At 72.6% G+C, this 18629-nt stretch carries 21 protein-coding genes and 2 pseudogenes; 13 read left to right on the top strand and 10 right to left on the bottom strand.

Translation table 11 applies throughout. The annotated features are described in order from the left end of the window. Positions 1-58: 58 nt before the first annotated feature. Positions 59-2086 carry a DUF1996 domain-containing protein gene (locus ABZ899_RS31475; protein ID WP_361352865.1) on the top strand — a complete coding sequence of 676 codons (2028 nt, stop codon included), beginning with the start codon at positions 59-61 and terminating at the stop codon, positions 2084-2086. A 171-nt stretch (positions 2087-2257) separates the two neighbouring features. On the opposite strand, the gene ABZ899_RS31470 is transcribed toward ABZ899_RS31475, so the two are convergent. The 4 genes from ABZ899_RS31470 to ABZ899_RS31455 form a co-directional block, all read right to left on the bottom strand. Beyond that, on the bottom strand, positions 2258-2671 hold the full coding sequence (locus ABZ899_RS31470; protein WP_361352745.1) for a cytidine deaminase: 414 nt from the start codon (positions 2669-2671) through the stop codon (positions 2258-2260). A gap of 89 nt (positions 2672-2760) precedes the next feature. Then, the gene (locus tag ABZ899_RS31465; protein ID WP_361352742.1) at positions 2761-3840 is read right to left on the bottom strand and encodes an ABC transporter ATP-binding protein; all 1080 of its coding nucleotides are present in this window, start codon (positions 3838-3840) and stop codon (positions 2761-2763) included. Next, positions 3837-4670, bottom strand: coding sequence for a molybdate ABC transporter permease subunit (gene modB / locus ABZ899_RS31460; RefSeq protein WP_361352739.1), 834 nt, complete (start codon positions 4668-4670; stop codon positions 3837-3839). The genes ABZ899_RS31465 and modB overlap by 4 nt, the downstream gene beginning before the upstream one ends. 161 nt (positions 4671-4831) lie before the next feature. Beyond that, positions 4832-5227, bottom strand: a complete 396-nt coding sequence (locus tag ABZ899_RS31455) for a helix-turn-helix transcriptional regulator (protein WP_361352736.1) — start codon at positions 5225-5227, stop codon at positions 4832-4834. A 110-nt stretch (positions 5228-5337) separates the two neighbouring features. On the opposite strand from ABZ899_RS31455, the pseudogene ABZ899_RS31450 reads away from it, so the two are divergent. From ABZ899_RS31450 to ABZ899_RS31440, 3 genes and pseudogenes are all read left to right on the top strand, one after another. Beyond that, a pseudogene (locus ABZ899_RS31450) lies at positions 5338-5648 on the top strand (helix-turn-helix transcriptional regulator). Beyond that, positions 5599-5814 (top strand): annotated as a pseudogene (locus tag ABZ899_RS31445) (transcriptional regulator); the annotation flags it as partial. The pseudogenes ABZ899_RS31450 and ABZ899_RS31445, both read left to right, overlap by 50 nt. Before the next feature lie 202 nt (positions 5815-6016). After that, a complete protein-coding gene (locus tag ABZ899_RS31440) occupies positions 6017-6457 on the top strand; it encodes an ATP-binding protein (protein WP_361352733.1) in 441 nt (146 codons plus the stop codon). Positions 6458-6510: 53 nt separating this feature from the next. On the opposite strand, the gene ABZ899_RS31435 is transcribed toward ABZ899_RS31440, so the two are convergent. From ABZ899_RS31435 to ABZ899_RS31420, 4 genes are all read right to left on the bottom strand, one after another. Continuing rightward, positions 6511-6936 (bottom strand): ATP-binding protein, encoded by a 426-nt coding sequence (locus ABZ899_RS31435; protein ID WP_361352730.1) that lies wholly within the window; start codon positions 6934-6936, stop codon positions 6511-6513. A 147-nt stretch (positions 6937-7083) separates the two neighbouring features. Further along, a complete protein-coding gene (locus tag ABZ899_RS31430; RefSeq protein WP_361352727.1) occupies positions 7084-7455 on the bottom strand; it encodes a PRC-barrel domain containing protein in 372 nt (123 codons plus the stop codon). Between the two features lie 45 nt (positions 7456-7500). Then, a complete protein-coding gene (locus ABZ899_RS31425) occupies positions 7501-7740 on the bottom strand; it encodes a DUF5133 domain-containing protein (RefSeq protein ID WP_361352725.1) in 240 nt (79 codons plus the stop codon). 50 nt (positions 7741-7790) lie between these two features. Then, positions 7791-8651 carry a SigB/SigF/SigG family RNA polymerase sigma factor gene (locus ABZ899_RS31420; RefSeq protein ID WP_361352722.1) on the bottom strand — a complete coding sequence of 287 codons (861 nt, stop codon included), beginning with the start codon at positions 8649-8651 and terminating at the stop codon, positions 7791-7793. Between the two features lie 403 nt (positions 8652-9054). Here ABZ899_RS31420 and ABZ899_RS31415 point away from each other — a divergent pair, with 403 nt between their 5' ends. Beyond that, complete coding sequence (locus tag ABZ899_RS31415; protein ID WP_361352719.1) at positions 9055-9927, top strand: RNA polymerase sigma factor SigF; 873 nt, start codon at positions 9055-9057, stop codon at positions 9925-9927. Between the two features lie 82 nt (positions 9928-10009). On the opposite strand, the gene ABZ899_RS31410 is transcribed toward ABZ899_RS31415, so the two are convergent. Further along, positions 10010-10474 carry an ATP-binding protein gene (locus ABZ899_RS31410; RefSeq protein ID WP_361352716.1) on the bottom strand — a complete coding sequence of 155 codons (465 nt, stop codon included), beginning with the start codon at positions 10472-10474 and terminating at the stop codon, positions 10010-10012. A gap of 421 nt (positions 10475-10895) precedes the next feature. On the opposite strand from ABZ899_RS31410, the gene ABZ899_RS31405 reads away from it, so the two are divergent. Beyond that, positions 10896-11294: an STAS domain-containing protein gene (locus ABZ899_RS31405; protein ID WP_361352713.1), complete on the top strand. Its 399-nt coding sequence runs from the start codon at positions 10896-10898 to the stop codon at positions 11292-11294. A gap of 214 nt (positions 11295-11508) precedes the next feature. On the opposite strand, the gene ABZ899_RS31400 is transcribed toward ABZ899_RS31405, so the two are convergent. Continuing rightward, positions 11509-11943 (bottom strand): MarR family transcriptional regulator, encoded by a 435-nt coding sequence (locus ABZ899_RS31400; protein ID WP_361352863.1) that lies wholly within the window; start codon positions 11941-11943, stop codon positions 11509-11511. Positions 11944-12144: 201 nt separating this feature from the next. On the opposite strand from ABZ899_RS31400, the gene ABZ899_RS31395 reads away from it, so the two are divergent. The 7 genes from ABZ899_RS31395 to ABZ899_RS31365 all read left to right on the top strand — a co-directional run. After that, positions 12145-13317, top strand: coding sequence for a PP2C family protein-serine/threonine phosphatase (locus ABZ899_RS31395; RefSeq protein WP_361352710.1), 1173 nt, complete (start codon positions 12145-12147; stop codon positions 13315-13317). 62 nt (positions 13318-13379) lie between these two features. Further along, the gene (locus tag ABZ899_RS31390; RefSeq protein ID WP_361352708.1) at positions 13380-14279 is read left to right on the top strand and encodes an STAS domain-containing protein; all 900 of its coding nucleotides are present in this window, start codon (positions 13380-13382) and stop codon (positions 14277-14279) included. Beyond that, positions 14276-14698: an STAS domain-containing protein gene (locus ABZ899_RS31385; protein ID WP_361352705.1), complete on the top strand. Its 423-nt coding sequence runs from the start codon at positions 14276-14278 to the stop codon at positions 14696-14698. Before ABZ899_RS31390 ends, ABZ899_RS31385 begins: the two co-directional genes overlap by 4 nt. Next, the gene (locus ABZ899_RS31380) at positions 14695-15138 is read left to right on the top strand and encodes an anti-sigma regulatory factor (RefSeq protein WP_361352703.1); all 444 of its coding nucleotides are present in this window, start codon (positions 14695-14697) and stop codon (positions 15136-15138) included. The genes ABZ899_RS31385 and ABZ899_RS31380 overlap by 4 nt, the downstream gene beginning before the upstream one ends. After that, the gene (locus ABZ899_RS31375) at positions 15138-16211 is read left to right on the top strand and encodes an ATP-binding SpoIIE family protein phosphatase (RefSeq protein WP_361352700.1); all 1074 of its coding nucleotides are present in this window, start codon (positions 15138-15140) and stop codon (positions 16209-16211) included. The genes ABZ899_RS31380 and ABZ899_RS31375 overlap by 1 nt, the downstream gene beginning before the upstream one ends. Continuing rightward, entirely contained in the window at positions 16208-17935 is a 1728-nt protein-coding gene (locus ABZ899_RS31370) for a SpoIIE family protein phosphatase (RefSeq protein WP_361352697.1), read from the top strand. Before ABZ899_RS31375 ends, ABZ899_RS31370 begins: the two co-directional genes overlap by 4 nt. Positions 17936-18385: 450 nt before the next feature. Further along, a partial coding sequence (locus ABZ899_RS31365) for a helix-turn-helix domain-containing protein (protein WP_361352694.1) occupies positions 18386-18629 on the top strand: 244 nt, incomplete at its 3' end.

Genomic DNA, 18629 nt, shown 5'->3' with positions numbered 1-18629 from the left:
CAGCACGCGGAGACGCCCCACGGGCGCACGGCGCGCGACCTTTGCAGCGGTCGCGCTGATGTTGGGTGGTGGCGGCCTCGTCGCGGCCAACGTCTATGCCTCGGCCACCGAGGAGGGCGGAACCGACCCCGCCCAGACGCTGTCCACCCCGGCCGGCACGATCGACTGCCCCGACGTCGGCACCAAGCTGACCAACGTGCCGGAGGGGGCGAAGGAGGACGTCGCCAAGGAACTCGCCCTCCTAGACCAGCAGATCGCCGATGCCTACCAGCGTCTGATGAACGCGGGGCAGGCCATCGAGCAGGACGCGGCCTTCGCCGACAACGCGATCATGAATCCGCTGAAGGAGAAGCGCGCCGCGACGATCGAGCGGATCGCCATCGCCGTGGACCGCCAGGGCGACCGGCCCGAGGGCCTGGACGCCCTCGCCGCCTGCACCCTGCGCGCCCCCGAGAGCAGCGCCCCCGCCGGCCAGGCGGGCGAGGGCACCCAGGACACGGGCGACGGCCAGGGCGACGCCGGACAGGGCGGTCAGCAGGGCGGCGGCGGCGACCAGAACGCCGGGAACGGCGACAACGGCCAGAACGGCAACGGCGGTCAGGCCGGCAACGGGCCTGTCGCCGAGGACTACGTGGACATCAAGTCCGTCCAGCCCAACGTCTCCAAGCCCGCCGTGCGCGAGGGCGGCTCCCGCGGGACCTTCGCCACCAGCTGCGGCGTCAACGAGAACGGGCTGTTCAACTCGGACAACGTGATCGTGGCCCCCGGCGTCTCCAACGGCGCCCACCACTTCCACGACTACATCGGCAACCAGTCCAACTCGGCCTTCGCGAGTGACGAGGACCTGGCCAACGCCGAGACCAGCTGCGTGAACCAGAGCGACAAGTCCACGTACTACTGGCCGGTGCTGCGCCTGCAGAACGGCAAGCAGGAGCAGGACGCGAACAAGCCCGGCGGCGGCATCGAGGGCAATGCCGGCGAGATCGTCCGGGCCAAGGAGGTGACGCTGAACTTCGTGGGCAACCCGCAGAGCAAGGTCACCGAGATGCCGCGCCTGCTGCGCATCATCACCGGCGACGCCAAGGCGTTCGTCAACGGCCCGGCCAACGCCAACGCCTCCTGGAGCTGCACCGGGTTCGAGGACCGGCAGCTGAAGGACAAGTACCCGCTGTGCCCGAAGGGCAGTGACGTGGTGCGCACCTTCAAGTTCCAGAGCTGCTGGGACGGCCAGAACATCGACAGCGCCAACCACCGCACCCATGTGGCGTTCGCCGCGGCCGACGGCAGCTGCGCGAACGGCTTCAAGGCCATCCCGCAGCTCGTGCAGCGGATCGTGTACGACGTCGACGCGCCCAGCCTCCAGGACGGCGGCAAGACCACCCCGCTGTTCGCGGTGGACTCCTTCCCGGAGCAGCTGCACAAGCCCGTCACCGACCACGGCGACTTCATCAACGTCTTCGACGAGAAGCTGATGAACGAGATGGTCGACTGCATCAACGCCGGCCGCACGTGCGGTGTCGGCGCCGACGAGGGCGGCGACGGGGGCGGTGACGGGGGCCAGGAGGAGCCGACCGAGGCTCCCACCACCCCGCCGGCCGACAACGGCGGCGGCAACGGCGGCAACGGTGGTGGCAACGGCGACGACCAGACGGAGCCGCCCGCCACGCAGGCCCCCACGACCGACGCCCCGCAGACCGACCAGCCCGACGACGGCAAGAACGACGACGGCAAGAACGACGGCGACGCCGACGGCGGAAAGGGCGGCGCGGGCACGGGAGATGACGGCGACGCCGGCACCGGCCAGGACGACGAGCCGACCGTGTCCAGCACGGTGGCGCCGAAGTCCAGCGGCCTGCCGGACGCCGGAAACGACTCGGGCGACGACGAGGCGGAGGCCATCGGCACCCCGGCGCAGACCCAGCCCCCGACGAGCGACACCGACTCCCTCACGGGCGGTGCTCGGGCGCAGGCGGTCGGCGGCGATCTCGCCGAGACCGGCACCTCGCTCTGGCCCGCCGCGGGTGGCGCGGTCCTGCTGATCGCCGGGTTCGTGGTGCTCATGCGCACCAGGCGTCACGCCCGTTGAGAGTGACGAGGTCCCACGGCGGCACCTGACACGGTGACGCATCGGCGAAGGGCCCGGATCGGGAACACCGGTCCGGGCCCTTCGTGCTGCCGCGGCGCGGTGCCGCGCGCTCCGGGGAGACAGGCGTCGGCTCGAACACCCGCCCGGCATGGCGGAGCGCGGCCGCCCCGGCTAGCCGGCGTCGAGCTGGTGGTCCGCCCAGACGTAGGTCGCGGGCAGCAACTCCCGGACCGGCACGGCCCGCAGGCCCTCCCCGGAGCCGACGACGACGTGGAGGGACGGGAAGTAGTCGAACAGGACCTGGCGGCAGCGCCCGCAGGGCGGGATGACACCGCGGTCGCGGTCGCCCACGGCGACGATCGTGTCCAGCTCGTAGGCGCCCTGCGCGGCGGCCGCGCCGATGACGACCAGTTCGGCGCACGGACCGCCCGTGAAGTGGTAGGCGTTGACGCCCGTGACGATCCGGCCGTCGCGGGCGCGGGCGGCGGCCGCCACCGTGTGGTTGTCGCCCCGGCATGCGCTCCGGGCGACGTGGCCGGCGGCCTCGACCAGTTCGTGGTCGACGCAGGAGTCCTCGGCGGTCATGTCCTCTGCTTCCGTGCGGGGAGGCCCATTGTCACCCGTGGCCCTGGCCCGTGGCCCGTGCGAACGGGGGACGGGGCGGCCGACGGGCCTCAGGCGGGGTAGGCGTGGGTCTGGGTCGCCTTGACGGTCGCCCACACCGTCGCGCCGGGCCGCAGGTCGAGTTCGGCGGCGGCGATCGTCGTCAGGTCGGCGGCCAGCGGGAGCTCACCGGAGAGCGCCGCGCGGATCTGGTCGCCGTGCGTCTCCAGACCGGCCACCTCGCAGCGCCACAGATTGCGGGCGCTGGAACCGGTGGGCCGCTCCCGGTGCAGGGTCACCGCGCCGGGTGGGAAGGCGACGAAGACCGGGCCGGTCAGCTCCTCGGTGGTCGTGACCACCGGCCCGCCGTCGACCCGGACCGTGTGCCCGTCCGCCTCGCCCCGGTAGAGGTTGAGGCCGACCAGCCGGGCGATGTAGTCGCTGCGAGGGTGCCGCGCGATGTCGGCCGGGCCGCCCTCCTGGACGACCCGTCCCTCCTCGACGACGACGAGGTGGTCGGCCAGCACCATGGCGTCCAGCGGATCATGGGTGACCAGGACGGCGACCGCCTCGAAGTCCGCCAGGTGGTGGCGCAGCCGCGCCCGTACGTCGAGCCGGGTGCGGGCGTCGAGCGCGGCGAGCGGCTCGTCGAGGAGGAGCAGCCGCGGACGGGTCGCCAGGGCGCGGGCGAGGGCGACGCGCTGGGCCTGCCCGCCGGAGAGCCGGCGCGGTCGGCTCGCGGCGTGCTCGGCGAGCCCCATGCGTTCCAGCCAGGCGGCGGCCTGCGCGCGGGCGGCGGCCTTGGGGACCCTGTGGCAGCGCGGCCCGAACGCCACGTTGTCCAGCGCGGACAGATGCGGGAAGAGCAGATAGTCCTGGAAGACGACCCCGACGGGACGGGCCTCGGGCGGCGTACGGGCGAGGTCGGCGCCGTCCAGCCGCAGATGGCCGGCGGACAGCGGGACCAGGCCGGCCAGCGCGCGCAGGGCGGTCGTCTTGCCGGCCCCGTTCGGGCCGAGGAGCGCGACCACGTCACCGGGCGTGGCGCGCAGCGTCACGTCGAGGCGGAAGGCGTCCCGCTCCACGACCAGACGGGCGTCCAGGCCCTCGTCGCCGCGCGACGACCCGCTGTCGTGCGCCGTCCCGCTCATGAGGTGGTCATCCAGCGGTCACGCAGTCCGGCGAGCACCGCGACCGACACGGCGAGCAGGACGAGACTGAGGGCGATCGCCGCCTCCGGATCGTTCTGGAGGGCCAGGTACACGGCGAGCGGCATGGTCTGGGTCCGGCCGGGGAAGTTGCCGGCGAAGGTGATGGTCGCCCCGAACTCGCCGAGTGCCCGCGCCCAGGCGAGGACGGCGCCGGCCGCGACGCCGGGCGCGACCAGCGGCAGCGTGACCCGGCGGAACGCGGTGAACCGGGAGGCGCCCAGAGTGGCGGCGGCCTCCTCGTAGCGCGGGTCGGCGGCCCGCAGGGTGCCCTCCACACTGATGACGAGGAACGGCATCGCCACGAACGCCTCGGCCACCACCACCCCCGCCGTGGTGAACGGCAGCGTCACCCCGAACCAGTCGTCCAGCAGACGCCCCACCACCCCGTTGCGGCCGAGCGCCATCAGCAGCGCCACACCGCCGACCACGGGCGGCAGCACGAGCGGCAGGGTGACCAGGGCCCGCACCAGCCGCCGCCCGGGGAACTCGACCCGTGCCAGCAGCCAGGCCAGCGGCACGCCCACGACCAGGCTCACCGCGGTCGCCGCCGTCGCGCAGACCAGGGACAGCCGCAGCGCCTGCCACACCTCGGTGCTGGTCAGCAGTTCGGGCATGCTCCGCCACGGGGCCCGTACGAGCAGCGCGGCCAGTGGCAGGACGAGGAACGCCACACCGATCAGCGCGGGCACGAGCAGAGGCAGTGGAGCCCCGCGGCTCGTCCGGCGGCGCCGGCGAGCGGTGGCCCGGGGACCGGAGGTGTCCTCCTCCACGTCGGCCTCCTCCGCTCCCTCGGGTGCGCTTCCTCGGTCGTGAACGCGTACGCCGATCATACTGACGCAGATGCGAGGGGTCGGACTCCTGTCGCTTCGCATGAGCCGGTACCCAGGGCCGGGGTGGTGGCATGTGCGTTCGTACGGAACGGCCCGGGCGCTCAGGTGCGGTCGACATGGACATTCGTCGACTTCACCCGTGCGGTGGCCTCCATGCCCACCTCCAGACCCAGCTCCTCCACGGCCTCCCGGGTCAGGAGCGACACCAGCCGGTGCGGTCCGGCCTGGATCTCCACCTGGGCCGCCACGTCCCCCAGCTTGATCGCGGTGACGATCCCGGGGAAGGCGTTGCGCACCGAGGTGGAGGAGGGTGCCTCCTCGCCCGTGCCGCTGCGGGCGAGCTCGACGGAGAAGGCGGCGAGGTCCTTGCCGTCGATGAGCCGCTTGCCGCTCTCGTCGCGATGGGTGGCCACCCTGCCCGCGTCCGCCCAGCGCCGGGCGGTGTCCGGGCTGACGCCCAGCAGCCGCGCCGCCTGCCCGATCGTGTATGCCTGCATGGCGCCAAGATAGGTCAGCCACCGGGGGGTTCCGCCGCCGGACCGGGCGGACGGGCACCGGGATGCGGCGCACGCATGAGGCATGAGCGGCCCGCGCTGGGGTCGCCCCCATGCGTATGGGTCTCGATGAGCGGACGCGGGCGGCGGTCGCCGCGCTCCTGCACGCCACCGGTGAGTCGCAGACCGCCCTCGCCGCGGCCCTCGGGGTCAGCCAGGCCCAGGTGAGCCGGCGTCAGTCCGGGCCGCCGTCGGGAGCCCGGCCGACTGCGACGTCGTCGCCGCGCACTACGGCATCGACGTGCTCGACCTCCTGGCGGCTCCGACCCGCGCCACCGAGGCGCTCCCCGTGGAGCGGCGCCGCAGGCCGGCCCGTGCGGCCGGGACCGCCCGCGCGGACGTCCCGGGCGGGGTGGCCAGGTGACCGATTCGACGCGATCGACGCCCTGCTCGCCGGGGCCAGGAAAGAGGTCCCGCTGCCGCCGGTGCCGGAGCGCCGCGCCCTGCGGGAGGAACCGGGCCGCGTGGGACCGTCCACGATCGCGGGCTGGGAGTCGGGCCGCGGCCCGAGCGGCGAGGTCCGGGAGAAACCGTGAGGGAGGCCGCCCCGCCGCCCGAGTTGCCCGTTGATGGCACTCGGTGTCCCGTGTGAGCACGTCACGGCCGGGGAACCTGGCAGGCTGCACCCGGATCAGGACGCGTATCCGGGCTCTCGCTGGGAACCAGCAGCGGAGGAAGCAGCAAGGAACAAGTCACCGCGGCCGAACGGCGGACGGGGCCGGAGAAGGTGTGATGGCGACGGAATCGCAGGACGGCGGCAAGAAGCCGTCTACGGAACAGACACAGGAGTGGGGGGCCCGCTTCGACGGGGGGTTCGGCGATGTGACGCGTGCGCGTCTGGGCGCGGAGGAGTATCTGACGACCCTCGCGCGGGCCTCGCCCCCGGCGACCCCGGAGTACCGGGACGACGTCCTGCTGGTGGTGAGCGAGCTGGTCTCGAACGCCATCCAGTACGCGCCGGGTCCGATAGAGCTGAGGATGCGCAAGGCCTTCGACGGGGTCCATGTGACGCTCGGCGACACCAGCACCACGCCCCCCGCGCCGCGCCCCTTCCACCCCGGGACGGGCAAGGGCGGAGGCATCGGCTGGTATCTCATCCACACGCTGTGCGACCAGGTCAGCGTGGTGGTGCGCGAGGACGGCAAGGACGTCCACGCCTTTCTGCCCTGGTGAGCCGGGCCGCGTGACCGTCCCGAAGGAGGGCCGCCCGGCGGCGGGACGGACGGTCACGTCAGCGGTGCCAGGACACTGACCGTCTTGCCTCCCTCACGGCGGCGGTCGATCCGGATGTCACGGGTCAGGCGGATGATCAGGGGCCAGCCGTACCCGCTGCCCTCGTGCGTCTGCGGCAGCGTGCCCGGCCCGTAGGCGGCGGACGGCACGGTGTCGCTGTAGTCGTGCACGCGCAGCCGCAGCCCTTCCCGTTCCACGGCCACCTCGAACCCGGCGAGGCCGTCGCCGTGCTGGATCGCGTTGGTGACCAGCTCCGACACCACCAGCATCAGGTCCATGACAGCGCGCTCGTCCACGGGGGAGGTGCGCGCCTGCTCCTCGATGACCGACTTCACGAAGCTGCGTGCCGAGGCCGCGCTGCTGACCGCGGCCGGCCGGAAACGCACGTCCCCGGCCGGCCGGTGCTCCGCCGGCGTCACGATCGCTCGCCCGTGGTGCGCGCCCGGTCCCTGACCTGCTGGGCCCACCGGGCGCGCACCCGGCGCTTGGCGGCGGTGGTCACGTCGCCGGCCTTCGGGCACGGGCGTCCCGTGCTCCTCGTCCCGCTCCTGTACATGATCACACCGCTACCCCGATGCCTGCGAAGCATGGGTGAGAGCCGCGTAATAGGCGCCGACGTCGCTCAGGTAGCGCGGATCACGGGTCTCGCGGTCCGTCTCGAACCGGGGAGCGTCCTTCGCCTCGGCGCGCGTGCACCCCACCGTGACGGTCCGCGCCTGCTCGTCCACGCCCGTGACCGTGCCCGCCGGGATCACCACGCTCCGGCCGAACACCCAGGCGCCGGTGTCGACGATCAGGTGGCGCTGGACCGTGTCGTCGGCCTGCCGGTCGACATGCCCGATGATCCCGTCGGTCGCCTCGACCCTGAACCCGGTGAGGGCGAGACCCTCCCGGTGTCCGCTGCCGGGCGGATAGGACCAGATTCCGTCGGTGGCCACATCGCTCCCTTCCTTCGTGACCGTCAGTCCGTTCCGGCGCGCCGACTACACGGCGGCCGCCTTGCCTCGCACCGCGACGTCGACCGCCGACGCCGCGATCAGGTGCCGTGCCGTCTCCAGGGCCTGCCCCACCTCACGGGCCCCGGTCGACACGCACAGCGTGTACGCCAGGTCCTGGGCCCGCACATCGCCCCGGCCGGGGACCTCGCCGGGAGCCTGCTGCGCCATGAGCGCCTCGTACTCGTCGACGAGCCGGCGCAGCAGCGTCGGGTGGGGCCTCAGCATCGGTGTCCGCTCCTCGGATGAAGTCGTCGTACGGGGGAGGGGGGCCGGCCTCATCCGGCCCGGCCTCCGCGACGGCGCTGCGGCCGGGCGTCCTGGTCGAGGACCTCGGCCCGCACCTTCGCGCAGCACCGGCTGATCAGCCGTGAGACGTGCATCTGGGAGATCCCGAGCTGGTCGGCAATGCGGCTCTGCGTCATGTCCTCGAAGAACCGCATGTAGAGGATCGCCCGCTCGCGCTCCGGCAGCCGCCGCAGCCCTTCCTTCGCCGCCTCCCGGTCGATGACCACGTCGTACGCCTCCTCGCAGCCGCCGATCGTGTCGGCGAGGCTGAAGCCGTCCTCGCTCGCGGACATCTCGGCGTCCAGGGAGAGTGTGCTGTAGCTCTCCAGGGCCTCCAGGCCGGCGTTGACCTCGTCCTCGGTGAGCCCGGTGTGGGCGGCGATTTCGGCGACGGAGGCGGTGCCCCCGGAGCCGGCCTCGGTCAGCTCGCGGCGGGCGATCCGGACCTTGTTGCGCAGCTCCTGGACGCGGCGCGGCACCCGCAGCGCCCACATGCGGTCGCGGAAGTGCCGCTTGATCTCACCGGTGATGGTGGGGACGGCGTAGCTCTCGAAGGCGCCTCGGCCGGGCTCGTACCGGTCGATCGCCTTGACCAGGCCGAGCGCGGCGACCTGGCGCAGGTCCTCCAGCGACTCCCCGCGGTTGCGGAAGCGGCCGGCGATGCGGTGGGCCATGGGCAGCCAGGCCCGGGTCAGTTCGTCGCGGAGGGCGTTCCGCTCGGGCCCGTCCGGCAGCTCGGCCAGACGGACGAAGTTGCTCGCCGTGTCGGGGGCGTCGTCGTGGACGCGCCCCCCGGACACACGGGTGCGGGCAGGGAGGTCGGAACCATGTGCGGACGTTTCAACCAGCATAGAGACAGCTCCTGAACGGCGTTCTCAGGGATGTGCGTGTGGAAACGGTGCACGGGGCACGCGGGCCCCGGAGCGGCTCACGTCGTTCGCACCGGCGCGCCTCTGGTCCGAAGCACGAGATCCCGCATGCCCCGGGTCTTGTGGTGCAAACAACGCACACGCATAAGAAGAGGAGAGAAGTCCGCTGAGAAGAGGAGAGAGGTCCGCCCGCGTCCGCCCGCCCGGACCGGGTGGGGTCCGGGCGGGCGGACGCGGCTTATGGTGGATGCGTCCGGACGGGGCTTCCCCTGGGAAGTCACCCCGTTCGGGAGTTCCTCGAAGTTCTTCGACTTCTTCGGGATTGACCCGGGGGATCGGGGGCATGCGGGGGTACGACAACAGGTTCCGGCATCGGGAGGGCGGCATGGCAGCCGTGACGGTGGCGCAGGCAACGGCCACGGCACAGGAGACGGACGCGACGGAGGCGGCGCTGCCGCTGATCGAGGACCCGTCGCGGGTGAAGCCCCAGGACGCTCGCGAGCTGTCGCGGCAGTTCTTCGACCGACTGGTCATGCTGGAAGAGGGCACGCACGAATACCAGTACGTACGCAACACCCTCATCGAGATGAACCTGTCCCTCGTGCGGTACGCGGCCTCGCGGTTCCGTGCCCGCGGGGACTCGCTGGAGGACATCGTCCAGGTCGGCACGATCGGACTGATCAAGGCGATCGACCGGTTCGAGATCTCTCGCGAGGTCGAGTTCACGACGTTCGCCGTGCCGTACATCGTCGGTGAGATCAAGCGCTTCTTCCGGGACACCAGCTGGGCGGTCCACGTGCCGCGCCGTCTTCAGGAGGCGCGTGTGGAGCTGGCCAAGGCCACCGAGGAGCTCAGCTCCCGGCTCGGCCGGACGCCGACCACGCGTGAGCTCTCCGAGCTGATGTCGCTGTCGGAGGAAGAGGTCATCGAGGCCCGCAAGGCCTCCAACTGCTACCAGTCGGCATCGCTGGACGCCGCCATCTCCGGTGACGCGGACAGCGGCGAGTCGGTGCTGGCGGACCTCCTCGGCGAGGAGGACCCGTCGCTGGAGCTGGTGGAGGACTTCCACTCGCTCGCTCCGCTCATCGCGGGGCTGGACGAGCGCGAGCGCAGGATCATCCACCTGCGGTTCGTGGAGGAGCTGACCCAGTCGCAGATCGCCGAGCAGATCGGCGTCTCGCAGATGCACGTCTCGCGACTCATCAGCCGCATCATCAAGCGGCTGCGTGTCGGACTCCTCGAGCCCGGGGTCGCCTGACCACGGGCCGAAGGGCGCCATGAGAAGCACCGCGGGTGGGCCGCGGCCGTGAGGCCGGCGGCCCACCCGTATGTGTGCGGGGTCAGGCACCGCCCGGGTGCAGGCGGGACCCCAGCAGCGGGATCACCGCCGTGACGCGCTTGCCGCCGGCCGGCAGGTCCGCCACTTCCACCTCGCAGGCCAGCCGGCACACGATCGGCCAGCCGCGGCCTCCGCAGCGATGCCGGCCGCGGCGGTCGACGGCCTCCAGCGTCACCGGCCGCCGCCTCTCCCGGTCGCACACGGAGAGATGGAGGTTCCCGCCGACGATCTCGACGTCGAAGTCGGTGACCCCGCCGCCGTGCAGCATCGCGTTGGTCGTCAGCTCCGAGGCGACGAGCAGCGCGTCCGACAGCGTGTCGGGTGTGTACGGGACCCGCTGGCCGGACAGCCACCCGGCGAGGGCGCGCCGTACGACTCCGCGCGCCTCGGCCGGGCTGCGCGGCCCTTGGTGCGCGCAGCCGCCGGCCGGGCCGGCGGGGGCACCGGCTCCTTGTTCCTGACTCATCCTGTCGCTCCCTGACCGGAGGCGGAAGGACGGAGCGGCCGCGCGGCGTCCGTGCCGGACGGGGCGGTCCGAGCCTCCTCCCCCTCCACGATCCGTGACGTTCCCTCCCCTTTCGCGTGACCAGACGACCGCGGGTCAAACCGGCTCGCCGCCGTCCTGTAGGCGGGGGCCATCCATATGGGTGACCTGCTCCGGAGCGCCTCGGATCCGCTCGGTGTGCCGGGCACATTCGGGGGTAGACGGCCGTGCGGAACGCGTCGACGTCAGGTCGGACCGTGCGCCACGGTCGGATCGTGGACGCCGCACCTCGGAACCGCCGACGCCCGGGCCGGGGACGGTTCCGACGTCCCGCGCTCCGCGATGCATCGAAACGGCCGGTCGGGGCACCCGCTCCGATCGCCAAAGCCTGTGGGAGGTACTTGTGTCCGTTGCCCAGAATCCCTTGTCGATCAAGGTGGAAGTGCCCAGAGATGACGCCGTGCTGCTGACGGTGGAGGGTGACCTGGACATGGATACGGCCACCGAGCTGCAGCACCATCTGGCCAACCAGCTCCACCATGGCCGCCGCCACTTCCTGCTCGACATCGCCGGGGTGCCCTTCATGGACTCGTCCGGCATGAACATCGTGCTGCGGGCCTACCAGGAGGTGCGCGAGATCCCCGGTGGCGTGTATGTGATCTCCCCGACTCCCGCTGTCCGACGGATCATGGATCTCACCGGGGTCAGCATCACCGTCCCTATCGTGGAGAGCGTGGAGGAGGCGTTGGCCCTGGCGGACTCCGGTGCCTCGGCGGTCCCGGAGCCCTCGGCCGAGGACTGAGCACGACCTCTCATCGGGACGGCCCGTCCGGGCGTCTCCGCACCCGCGGGCTCAACAGTTGCCGTTTGACAACTATGGTTATGAGGCAACAGAGTGAGCGAGTCATAGCGCGGGAGGGGTGTGGAACGTGCCGTTCAGCAACGACGGTCCGCGCCGCTGTCCGGCGGCGCGGACCCCGTCCTGCCCACGCCCCGCGACCGGGCGGGGCCGGGCGTCAGGCGCTGCGGGCGTCGGACGCCTCGTCGCTCTCGTGGATCTCGGCGGACGCCGCCAGGCAGAAGGCATCCAGGCCCTCCAGCAGCGCGTTCCGCTTGGCGACGGGCATCTGCTCCAGGACGGACTGCAGAGCGGCCTCCCGCCGTGCGCGCAGCTCCGCCAGGAACGTGCGCCCGCGCCGGCTCAGATGCAGCCGCAGCTCCCTGCGGCTGGCGGCGCTGGTCTCGCGCTCGACGAAGCCCACCGCCTGCAGCCGGTCGCACAGCCGGCTCGTCGACGGCGGGGTGGAGCCGAGCGCTTCCGCGAGCATCCGCAGGTTGATGCCGTCACTGTGCTCCAGAATGAACAGCACCCGGATCTGGGAGGCCGACACCGGAGCCGTCGAGGCGCGGCCCCACAGGACCTCCAGCAACTCGGCGGCCTCGGAGGTCATGCGTGCCACCTCGTCCGGCTGCGGATGCGCGTAGGAGGAAGTCACGGGCCCACTCTTTCAGGCTTGGCGGATGCTGTCAGCCCGGTGCTTCGGGCAATACGTGCAGAACGATAGATACAGACAAGAGGGACCGGCGGCGGTCCCCGCGGTGACGTGGGGGCCCGGTGCCGTCACCATGACGAGGATGGCCGATCCGACATCGTGAACAGATTCGTGGCAGTCGAGCGGGCGCTGCGCTCCGCGGCCCCGCACCGGCTCGTGGACGCGGTGCGCGACGCGCTGTGCGCCGAGTACGGTGCGACGTCCGTGGAGCTGTACCTGGCCGACTACGCCCTCGTCACGCTCCAGGCCGTCCGCACGGCCGAAGGCCGCGGCGACTCCGTCCCGGCCCGCGGCAACAGCGCGGGACGCTGCTTCGGTTCGCAGGAGCCGTTCGTCGAGGAGCTCACCGGTGACGAGGTGCACCTGCACCTTCCGGTGACCGTCCGCGGCGACCGGCTCGGCGTTCTCATCGTCACGCTGCCCTCTGCCGGCCACGCCGCGAAGGCCCTGGACGAGCTCACCGACGTCGCACAGGTGCTCGGGCATGAGATCGTCGTCGCCGACCGGGACACCGACCTGTATCTGCGGGCCCGGCGCGCCGACCGCCTCACCCTCGCCGCCGAGATGCAATGGCAGCTCCTCCCCGGACGGTCCTGCGGTGGCCCCCAGTACGCGCTGGGTGCCCAGCTGGAACCGGCCTACGCCATCTACGGCGACAACTTCGACTGGTCCGCCGACGCCGACCGGCTGATGCTCTACGTCACCAACGGCATGGGCGAGGGCATCGAGGCGTCCCTGCTGACCAACCTCGGCATCAACGCCCTGCGCAACGCCCGGCGGGCCGGCCTCTCCATCGAGGACCAGGCCGCCCTCGCCGACCAGGCCGTCTTCGCCCAGTACCGGGGTGAGGCGTACCTCTCCGTGCTGCTGGTCGAACTCGAACTGCGCACCGGACGGCTGCGGGTCGTCGACGCCGGGTCCCCGCGGATGATGCGGCTGCGCGGCCGCACCGTCACCCCCGTCGACCTGGAGGCCCAGCTCCCGCTCGGCATGTTCGAGGAGACGGACTACGTCGCCCACGAGGTCGACATCGACCCCGGTGACCGGCTCCTCTTCGCCAGCGACGGCGTGTACGCCGTCGCGGCCCCCGGTGGGGAGGAGTACGGCGACCGCGCCCTGGCCCGCGCCATCGTGTCCACCAGCCTCCTGCCCGCCGCCGAGGTGCCCCGGGCCGTCCTGCGGGAGATGGCCGGCCACCGCGGCACGCCCGAGGCCACCGACGACGCGCTGGTGGTGTGCCTCGACTGGTTCGGGCCGCTCGAGGCGCCCTGACCGGGCGGACCGGCTTCCCCGTAGGGTCGGGGCAGCGATCAACGAACTAGGAGGAGAACTTCGTGCCGGAACAGCACACGGCAGAGGACAGGACGGATCCCAAGCAGGAGGTGGGTGCCTTCCTGCGGGCGCGGCGGGAGCAGATCGCCCAGCGCTGGGCCGACGCCGCGGTGTTCCGCACCGTGTTCACCGTCTCCCGTGACGAGGCGGTGGAGGCCGGCCGCGCCGTCGTGGAGGCCCTGGCCGCGGTGGCCACGTCCGGACGCGTCGAGGACCTGGAGGCCGACGGCTTCGCCGTGGTCCGGGAGCAGCTCGCGCGCACCGCGCAGGCGCGCGCGCGAGCCGGCGCCGGCATGGGGCAGATCTCGGCGGAGATGGAGGCGCTGCGCCCGCCCGTCACCGACCTCCTGCTCGACGAGCTCTCCGGCGCGCCCGCCGACCACGTCCGCGAGTGCACCACCGTCCTCGCGGTGCTGATGGGCACCCTCCGGCTGGTCATGCTGGAGACGACGACCGTCGCGGGTCAGGACCTGATCAACCGGCAGCGGCTGGAGATGCTGGAGATCGCCACGCCCGTCATCAAGCTGTGGGAGGGCATCGTCGCCGTCCCGCTCATCGGCACGCTCGACAGCGCGCGCAGCCAGGTCGTCATGGAGACGCTGCTGGACGCCATCGTCGAGCAGCACGCGCGCATCGCGATCCTGGACATCACCGGCGTGCCCACCGTGGACTCGCTGGTGGCCCAGCACCTGATGAAGACCGTCGCGGCGGCCCGCCTGATGGGGGCCGAGTGCATCGTCTCCGGCATCCGGCCGGCCATCGCGCAGACCATCGTCCACCTCGGGATCGACCTGAGCTCGATCATGACCCGCGCCAGCCTCGCGGACGCCCTGGCCCACGCCCTCCAGCAGCAGGGGGCGCACATCGTGCTGTCCAGCGGCCCCGCCCCGGAGCCACGGTGACCGGCCCCGCCGCCCCACCACCCGACGGATTCGTGCCCGTCCTGCGGCTCGGCGGGGTCCTTCTGGTCACGCTCCAGGGGGACCTCTACGACACCGCGGCCGAAAGGCTCCGGCAGGACATCGGCCGGACCGTGGCCGACAGCGCGGTCACCGGCGTCGTCATCGACCTCTCGGGCGTCGACATCGTCGACTCCTTCATGGGCCGCGTGCTCAGCGACATCGCGGCGACGACCCGGCTGCTGGCCGCGCAGACCGTCGTCTCCGGGATGCGCCCGGCCGTCGCCATCACCCTGGTGGAACTCGGACTCACCCTGCCCGGGCTGCGTACCGCCCTGAACACCGAGGAGGCCATGAACCTGCTCGGAGCCGGGGTGGCGGAGCTGCCCCGTCCCGCCGGCGCCCGCCGGGAGCGGCCGTGACCCACAGCACCGGAAGGGTCTCCGCCCGTCTGCCCCTGACCTCGGACCTGGACCTGGTCCGGGCGCGGCAGCATGTGCGGCAGCTGACCGCCGAGCTCGGGTTCAGTCTGGTCGAGCAGACCAAGCTGGTCACCGCGGCCAGCGAGCTGGCACGCAACGCCCTCGTCCACGGCGGCGGCGGCCGGATGGAGTGCGCGGAAGTGACCAACGGCGACGTACGGGGACTGCGCCTCGTATTCAGCGACGAGGGCCCGGGCATCGCGGACCTCGACCAGGCCCTCTCCGACGGGTACACCTCCGGCGAGGGACTGGGCATGGGGCTGGGCGGCGCCCGGCGCCTGGTCCACGAGTTCTCCATCGACAGCGCCCGCGGCTGCGGCACCACCGTGACGGTGACGTCGTGGGTGGCCGCGCCGCCCCGGCCACGCGAGGGCTCCTGATGCCGCGCGTCTGGGAGGTGCCGGTGCACGACTCGACCCGGGTCCGCGACGTCCGCGTCGCGGCCCGGGACGCGGCCGGGCGCGCCCGGCTGCCCGAGGACCGGCTCGCGGCCGCGGAACTCGTGGCCACCGAGCTGGCGACCAACCTCCTCAAGCACGGGGGCGGCGGACGCGTCCTGCTCGACCTCGTCGACCCGCCCGCGCCGGCCTACGGCGACGACGACCTCCGGCTGGTGCAGATCGTGGCCTTCGACCACGGCCCCGGCATCGCCGACGTGGAGACGGCCCTGCGGGACGGCTTCTCGACGACCGACTCCCTCGGTGCCGGCCTCGGCACCTGCCGGCGCACCGCCGACGGTTTCGGCCTGCACAGCGTGCCCGGCCGGGGGACCGTCGCCATGGCCAGGATCGGTCACCGCTCCGCCCGGCCGGGTACCGGTCCCTACCCGCCGCCGGTCCCGGTGCGGGTCGGCGGCGTCAACGTCCCGCTGGCCGGCGGCGAGTTCTCCGGCGACGCGTGGACCTGTGTGCGCGCCGCCGACCGCGTCACGCTGATGCTCGCCGACGGGCTCGGTCACGGCCCCCAGGCCGCCCGCGCCTCCTCGGCGGCGGTGCACGCCCTGCACCAGGCGGCCCACCTCCCGCCGGCCGAGCTGCTGCGGCGGCTGCACACCGCGCTGCGCGACACCCGGGGCGCGGCCGTCGCGGTGGCCCAACTCGACGTCATCGCTGGGCAGTTGTATTTTGCCGGGGTGGGAAACGTGGGAGCCCGGCTGCGTCGCGGCGACGACTGGCACGGACTGATCTCGCGTCCCGGCATAGTCGGCGCCCACCTCCCCGGGCATCTGCACCAGCACCAGGAGCCGTGGACGCCCGACAGCCTCCTCGTCCTGCACTCCGACGGCCTGCCGAGCCGCTGGAACCCCGGCCCCACCACCGGTGGGACGCCCCTGCTCGACCCCGCCGTCATCGCCGCCTCGATCCTGCGGGACGCCAGCAGCCCCGCGCGGCCGGTGCGCGACGACACCGCCGTCGCCGTACTGAGCCCCAGCCCTCCGGACCGCTCCTCATGATCCGAACCTGGTCCGTCCGCACCGTCACCGAGGCCGCGCGGGCCCGTATCGCCGCGGCGCGACTGGCGGCCACGTGCGGGGTGAGCACGGTCGAACGCGTCCGGCTGGTCGCGGCGTTCACCGCGCATCTGCGGCAGTGCCTCACCAAGGGCGGCACCTGGCAGGTCGGCGTGACGGCGACCCCGATGCCCGGTGGCGGCGAGTTCGTCATCGAGGTGGAGCCCGAGGGGCGCCGCCCGCAGGACCGCCGCCGGCCCTGGCGCATGGCGATCTCCTGCGCCGAGGAGGCGGACCTCCCCGGCGGCGACCACGACGCCGACGACCCCGCCACCCTGGCCGAGGCCCTGTTCGGCGCGGACGAGGACGCCGCCCTGCTGCTCGAACGGCTCGACGAGCAGGAGTCGCTCGTCGCCTTCCACCGGGAGGAACTGCACCAGACCAACCAGGGCGTCCTCGCCCTGCACGCCGAACTCGACGCCGCCAACCAGGCCCAGCGCCGCCTCTTCGACGCCGAGCAGAAGGCCCGCAAGGAGGCCGAGGCGGCCCGCGGCCGGCTGACCTTCCTCGCCGACGCCAGCGCCGCGCTGACGGCGTCCCTGAACCACGAGGCCATCGTGGGGCTGCTGCCCGCCCTGCTGGTCCCGCGCTATGCCCGTGCGGTCGACATCTGGCTGTTCGACGGCTCGGAGACCGCCCGCGAGTGCGCCCCGCACCCCGCCGCCGCGGTCGTCGCCGCCCGCCGGGAGCGCCCTCAGTACGCCGCGGACCACCCGGGTGGCCTGCCCGGCGTGGACGACCAGCCGCCCTCCGCGCTCGACCCGGGCCGGCCTCTGCTCTGCATCCCCCTGCTGACCCGCCGGTCCCCGCAGGGCGTCCTCACCCTGACCGCCCCCGACGACGGCTGGGACGCCGACGACGCCGTCATGCTCATCGAGCTGACCCGCCGCGCCAGCATCGCCCTGGAGAACGCCCGGCGGTTCGAGCACAACCGGGACATCGCCGAGACCCTCCAGCGCGCCCTGCTCACCGACCTGCCCACGACGCCCGGCCTGACCCTGGCGGCCCGCTACCTTCCCGCCACCCGCGGCCTGAACATCGGCGGCGACTGGTACGACGCCTTCTTCCAGCCCGACGGCAGTCTCATCACCGTCGTCGGGGACGTCACCGGACACGGGCTGCACGCCGCGGTGATGATGAGTCAGCTGCGTACGGCCCTGCGCGCCTACGCCGTCGACGGCAGCAGCCCCGGCCAACTCCTCACCCGCCTGCACGAGTTCCTGCACCGCCTGCGCATGGACCTGTACGCCACCGCCGTCATCGCCCGCTTCCACCCGCACGACGACACCTTCACCTGGGCCGCCGCCGGCCACCCGCCGCCGGTGCTGCGCGCCCCCGACGGCGAGGTGCTGACCCTGGACGCCAAACCGGGCGCGATGCTCGGCATCCCCCTGCAGCAGCGCATCGCCGACCACACGGCGCCGCTGCCGCCCGGCTCGACGCTCGCGCTGTACACCGACGGGCTGGTGGAGCGCCGCGCCCAGGGCATAGACCCCGGCATCCGGCGGCTCACCGAGGCACTGGCCACGTTCCGCGCGGACGAACTCGGCCAGGACCTCGAAGGGTCCGCCGACCGGCTGCTGCACCCGCTGCTGAACGACTCCGAACACGACGACGACGTCTGCCTGCTGCTGTGCCACGTGCACGGTGACGAGCAGCCGGCCTGACCCTCCGCGCGCCGGTCGCGGCTATCAGAATTCATTCGCAGTGCATCGGTCTGCAGGCCGGTGGTGAAGCGAATCTACTGGTCGCGACGCGGAGCGTCGCGGATTCAGGTCCGCCGGAGCCGGACGGCGTGGTTCTTTGCCTGCGGCGAGGAGCGTCGCGAGAGCTCTTCCCGGTTCAGCCGGGTGGTGCTCACACCGGCCGGTTCTGCTGTTCGATGTACTACCTGATCACGGCGAGCGGGGCGCCGCCGACGGTTCCGGCGAAGTAGGACCCGGACCAGAGTTTGCTGTGCACGATCTCCTCCGTACGCCTCAAGTGGGCATGGGTGAACACCTTGTGCCGGAATTTCGTCACGAAGACCCAAGTGCACATGCATCACGAAAACACAGGGCCGACCAGTTCTGATCTCCTGCATCTCACCCATAACCCGAGTGCGTAGGGTGACGGTCATGCAGCTCCGGTACAGCTTTCGCCTGTACCCGGATACCGGCCAGCAGAGGGCGTTGGCGAAGGCGTTCGGGTGCGCCCGCGTCGTGTTCAACGACGCGGTGCGTGCCCGTGAGGACGCCCGTAGGGCCGGGCAGCCTTTCCCGACGGCCGGTCAGCTGTCCACGCGCCTGATCACCGAGGCGAAACGGACTGCCGAGCGGTCCTGGCTGGGTGAGGTCTCCGCGGTAGTGCTCCAGCAGTCCC

Source organism: Streptomyces sp. NPDC046859 (assembly GCF_040645135.1).
In the GTDB taxonomy this organism is placed as follows: Bacteria; Actinomycetota; Actinomycetes; order Streptomycetales; family Streptomycetaceae; genus Streptomyces.
Note: the sequence above shows the minus strand (reverse complement) of the source record. Positions and strands in the feature narration are given on the sequence as shown.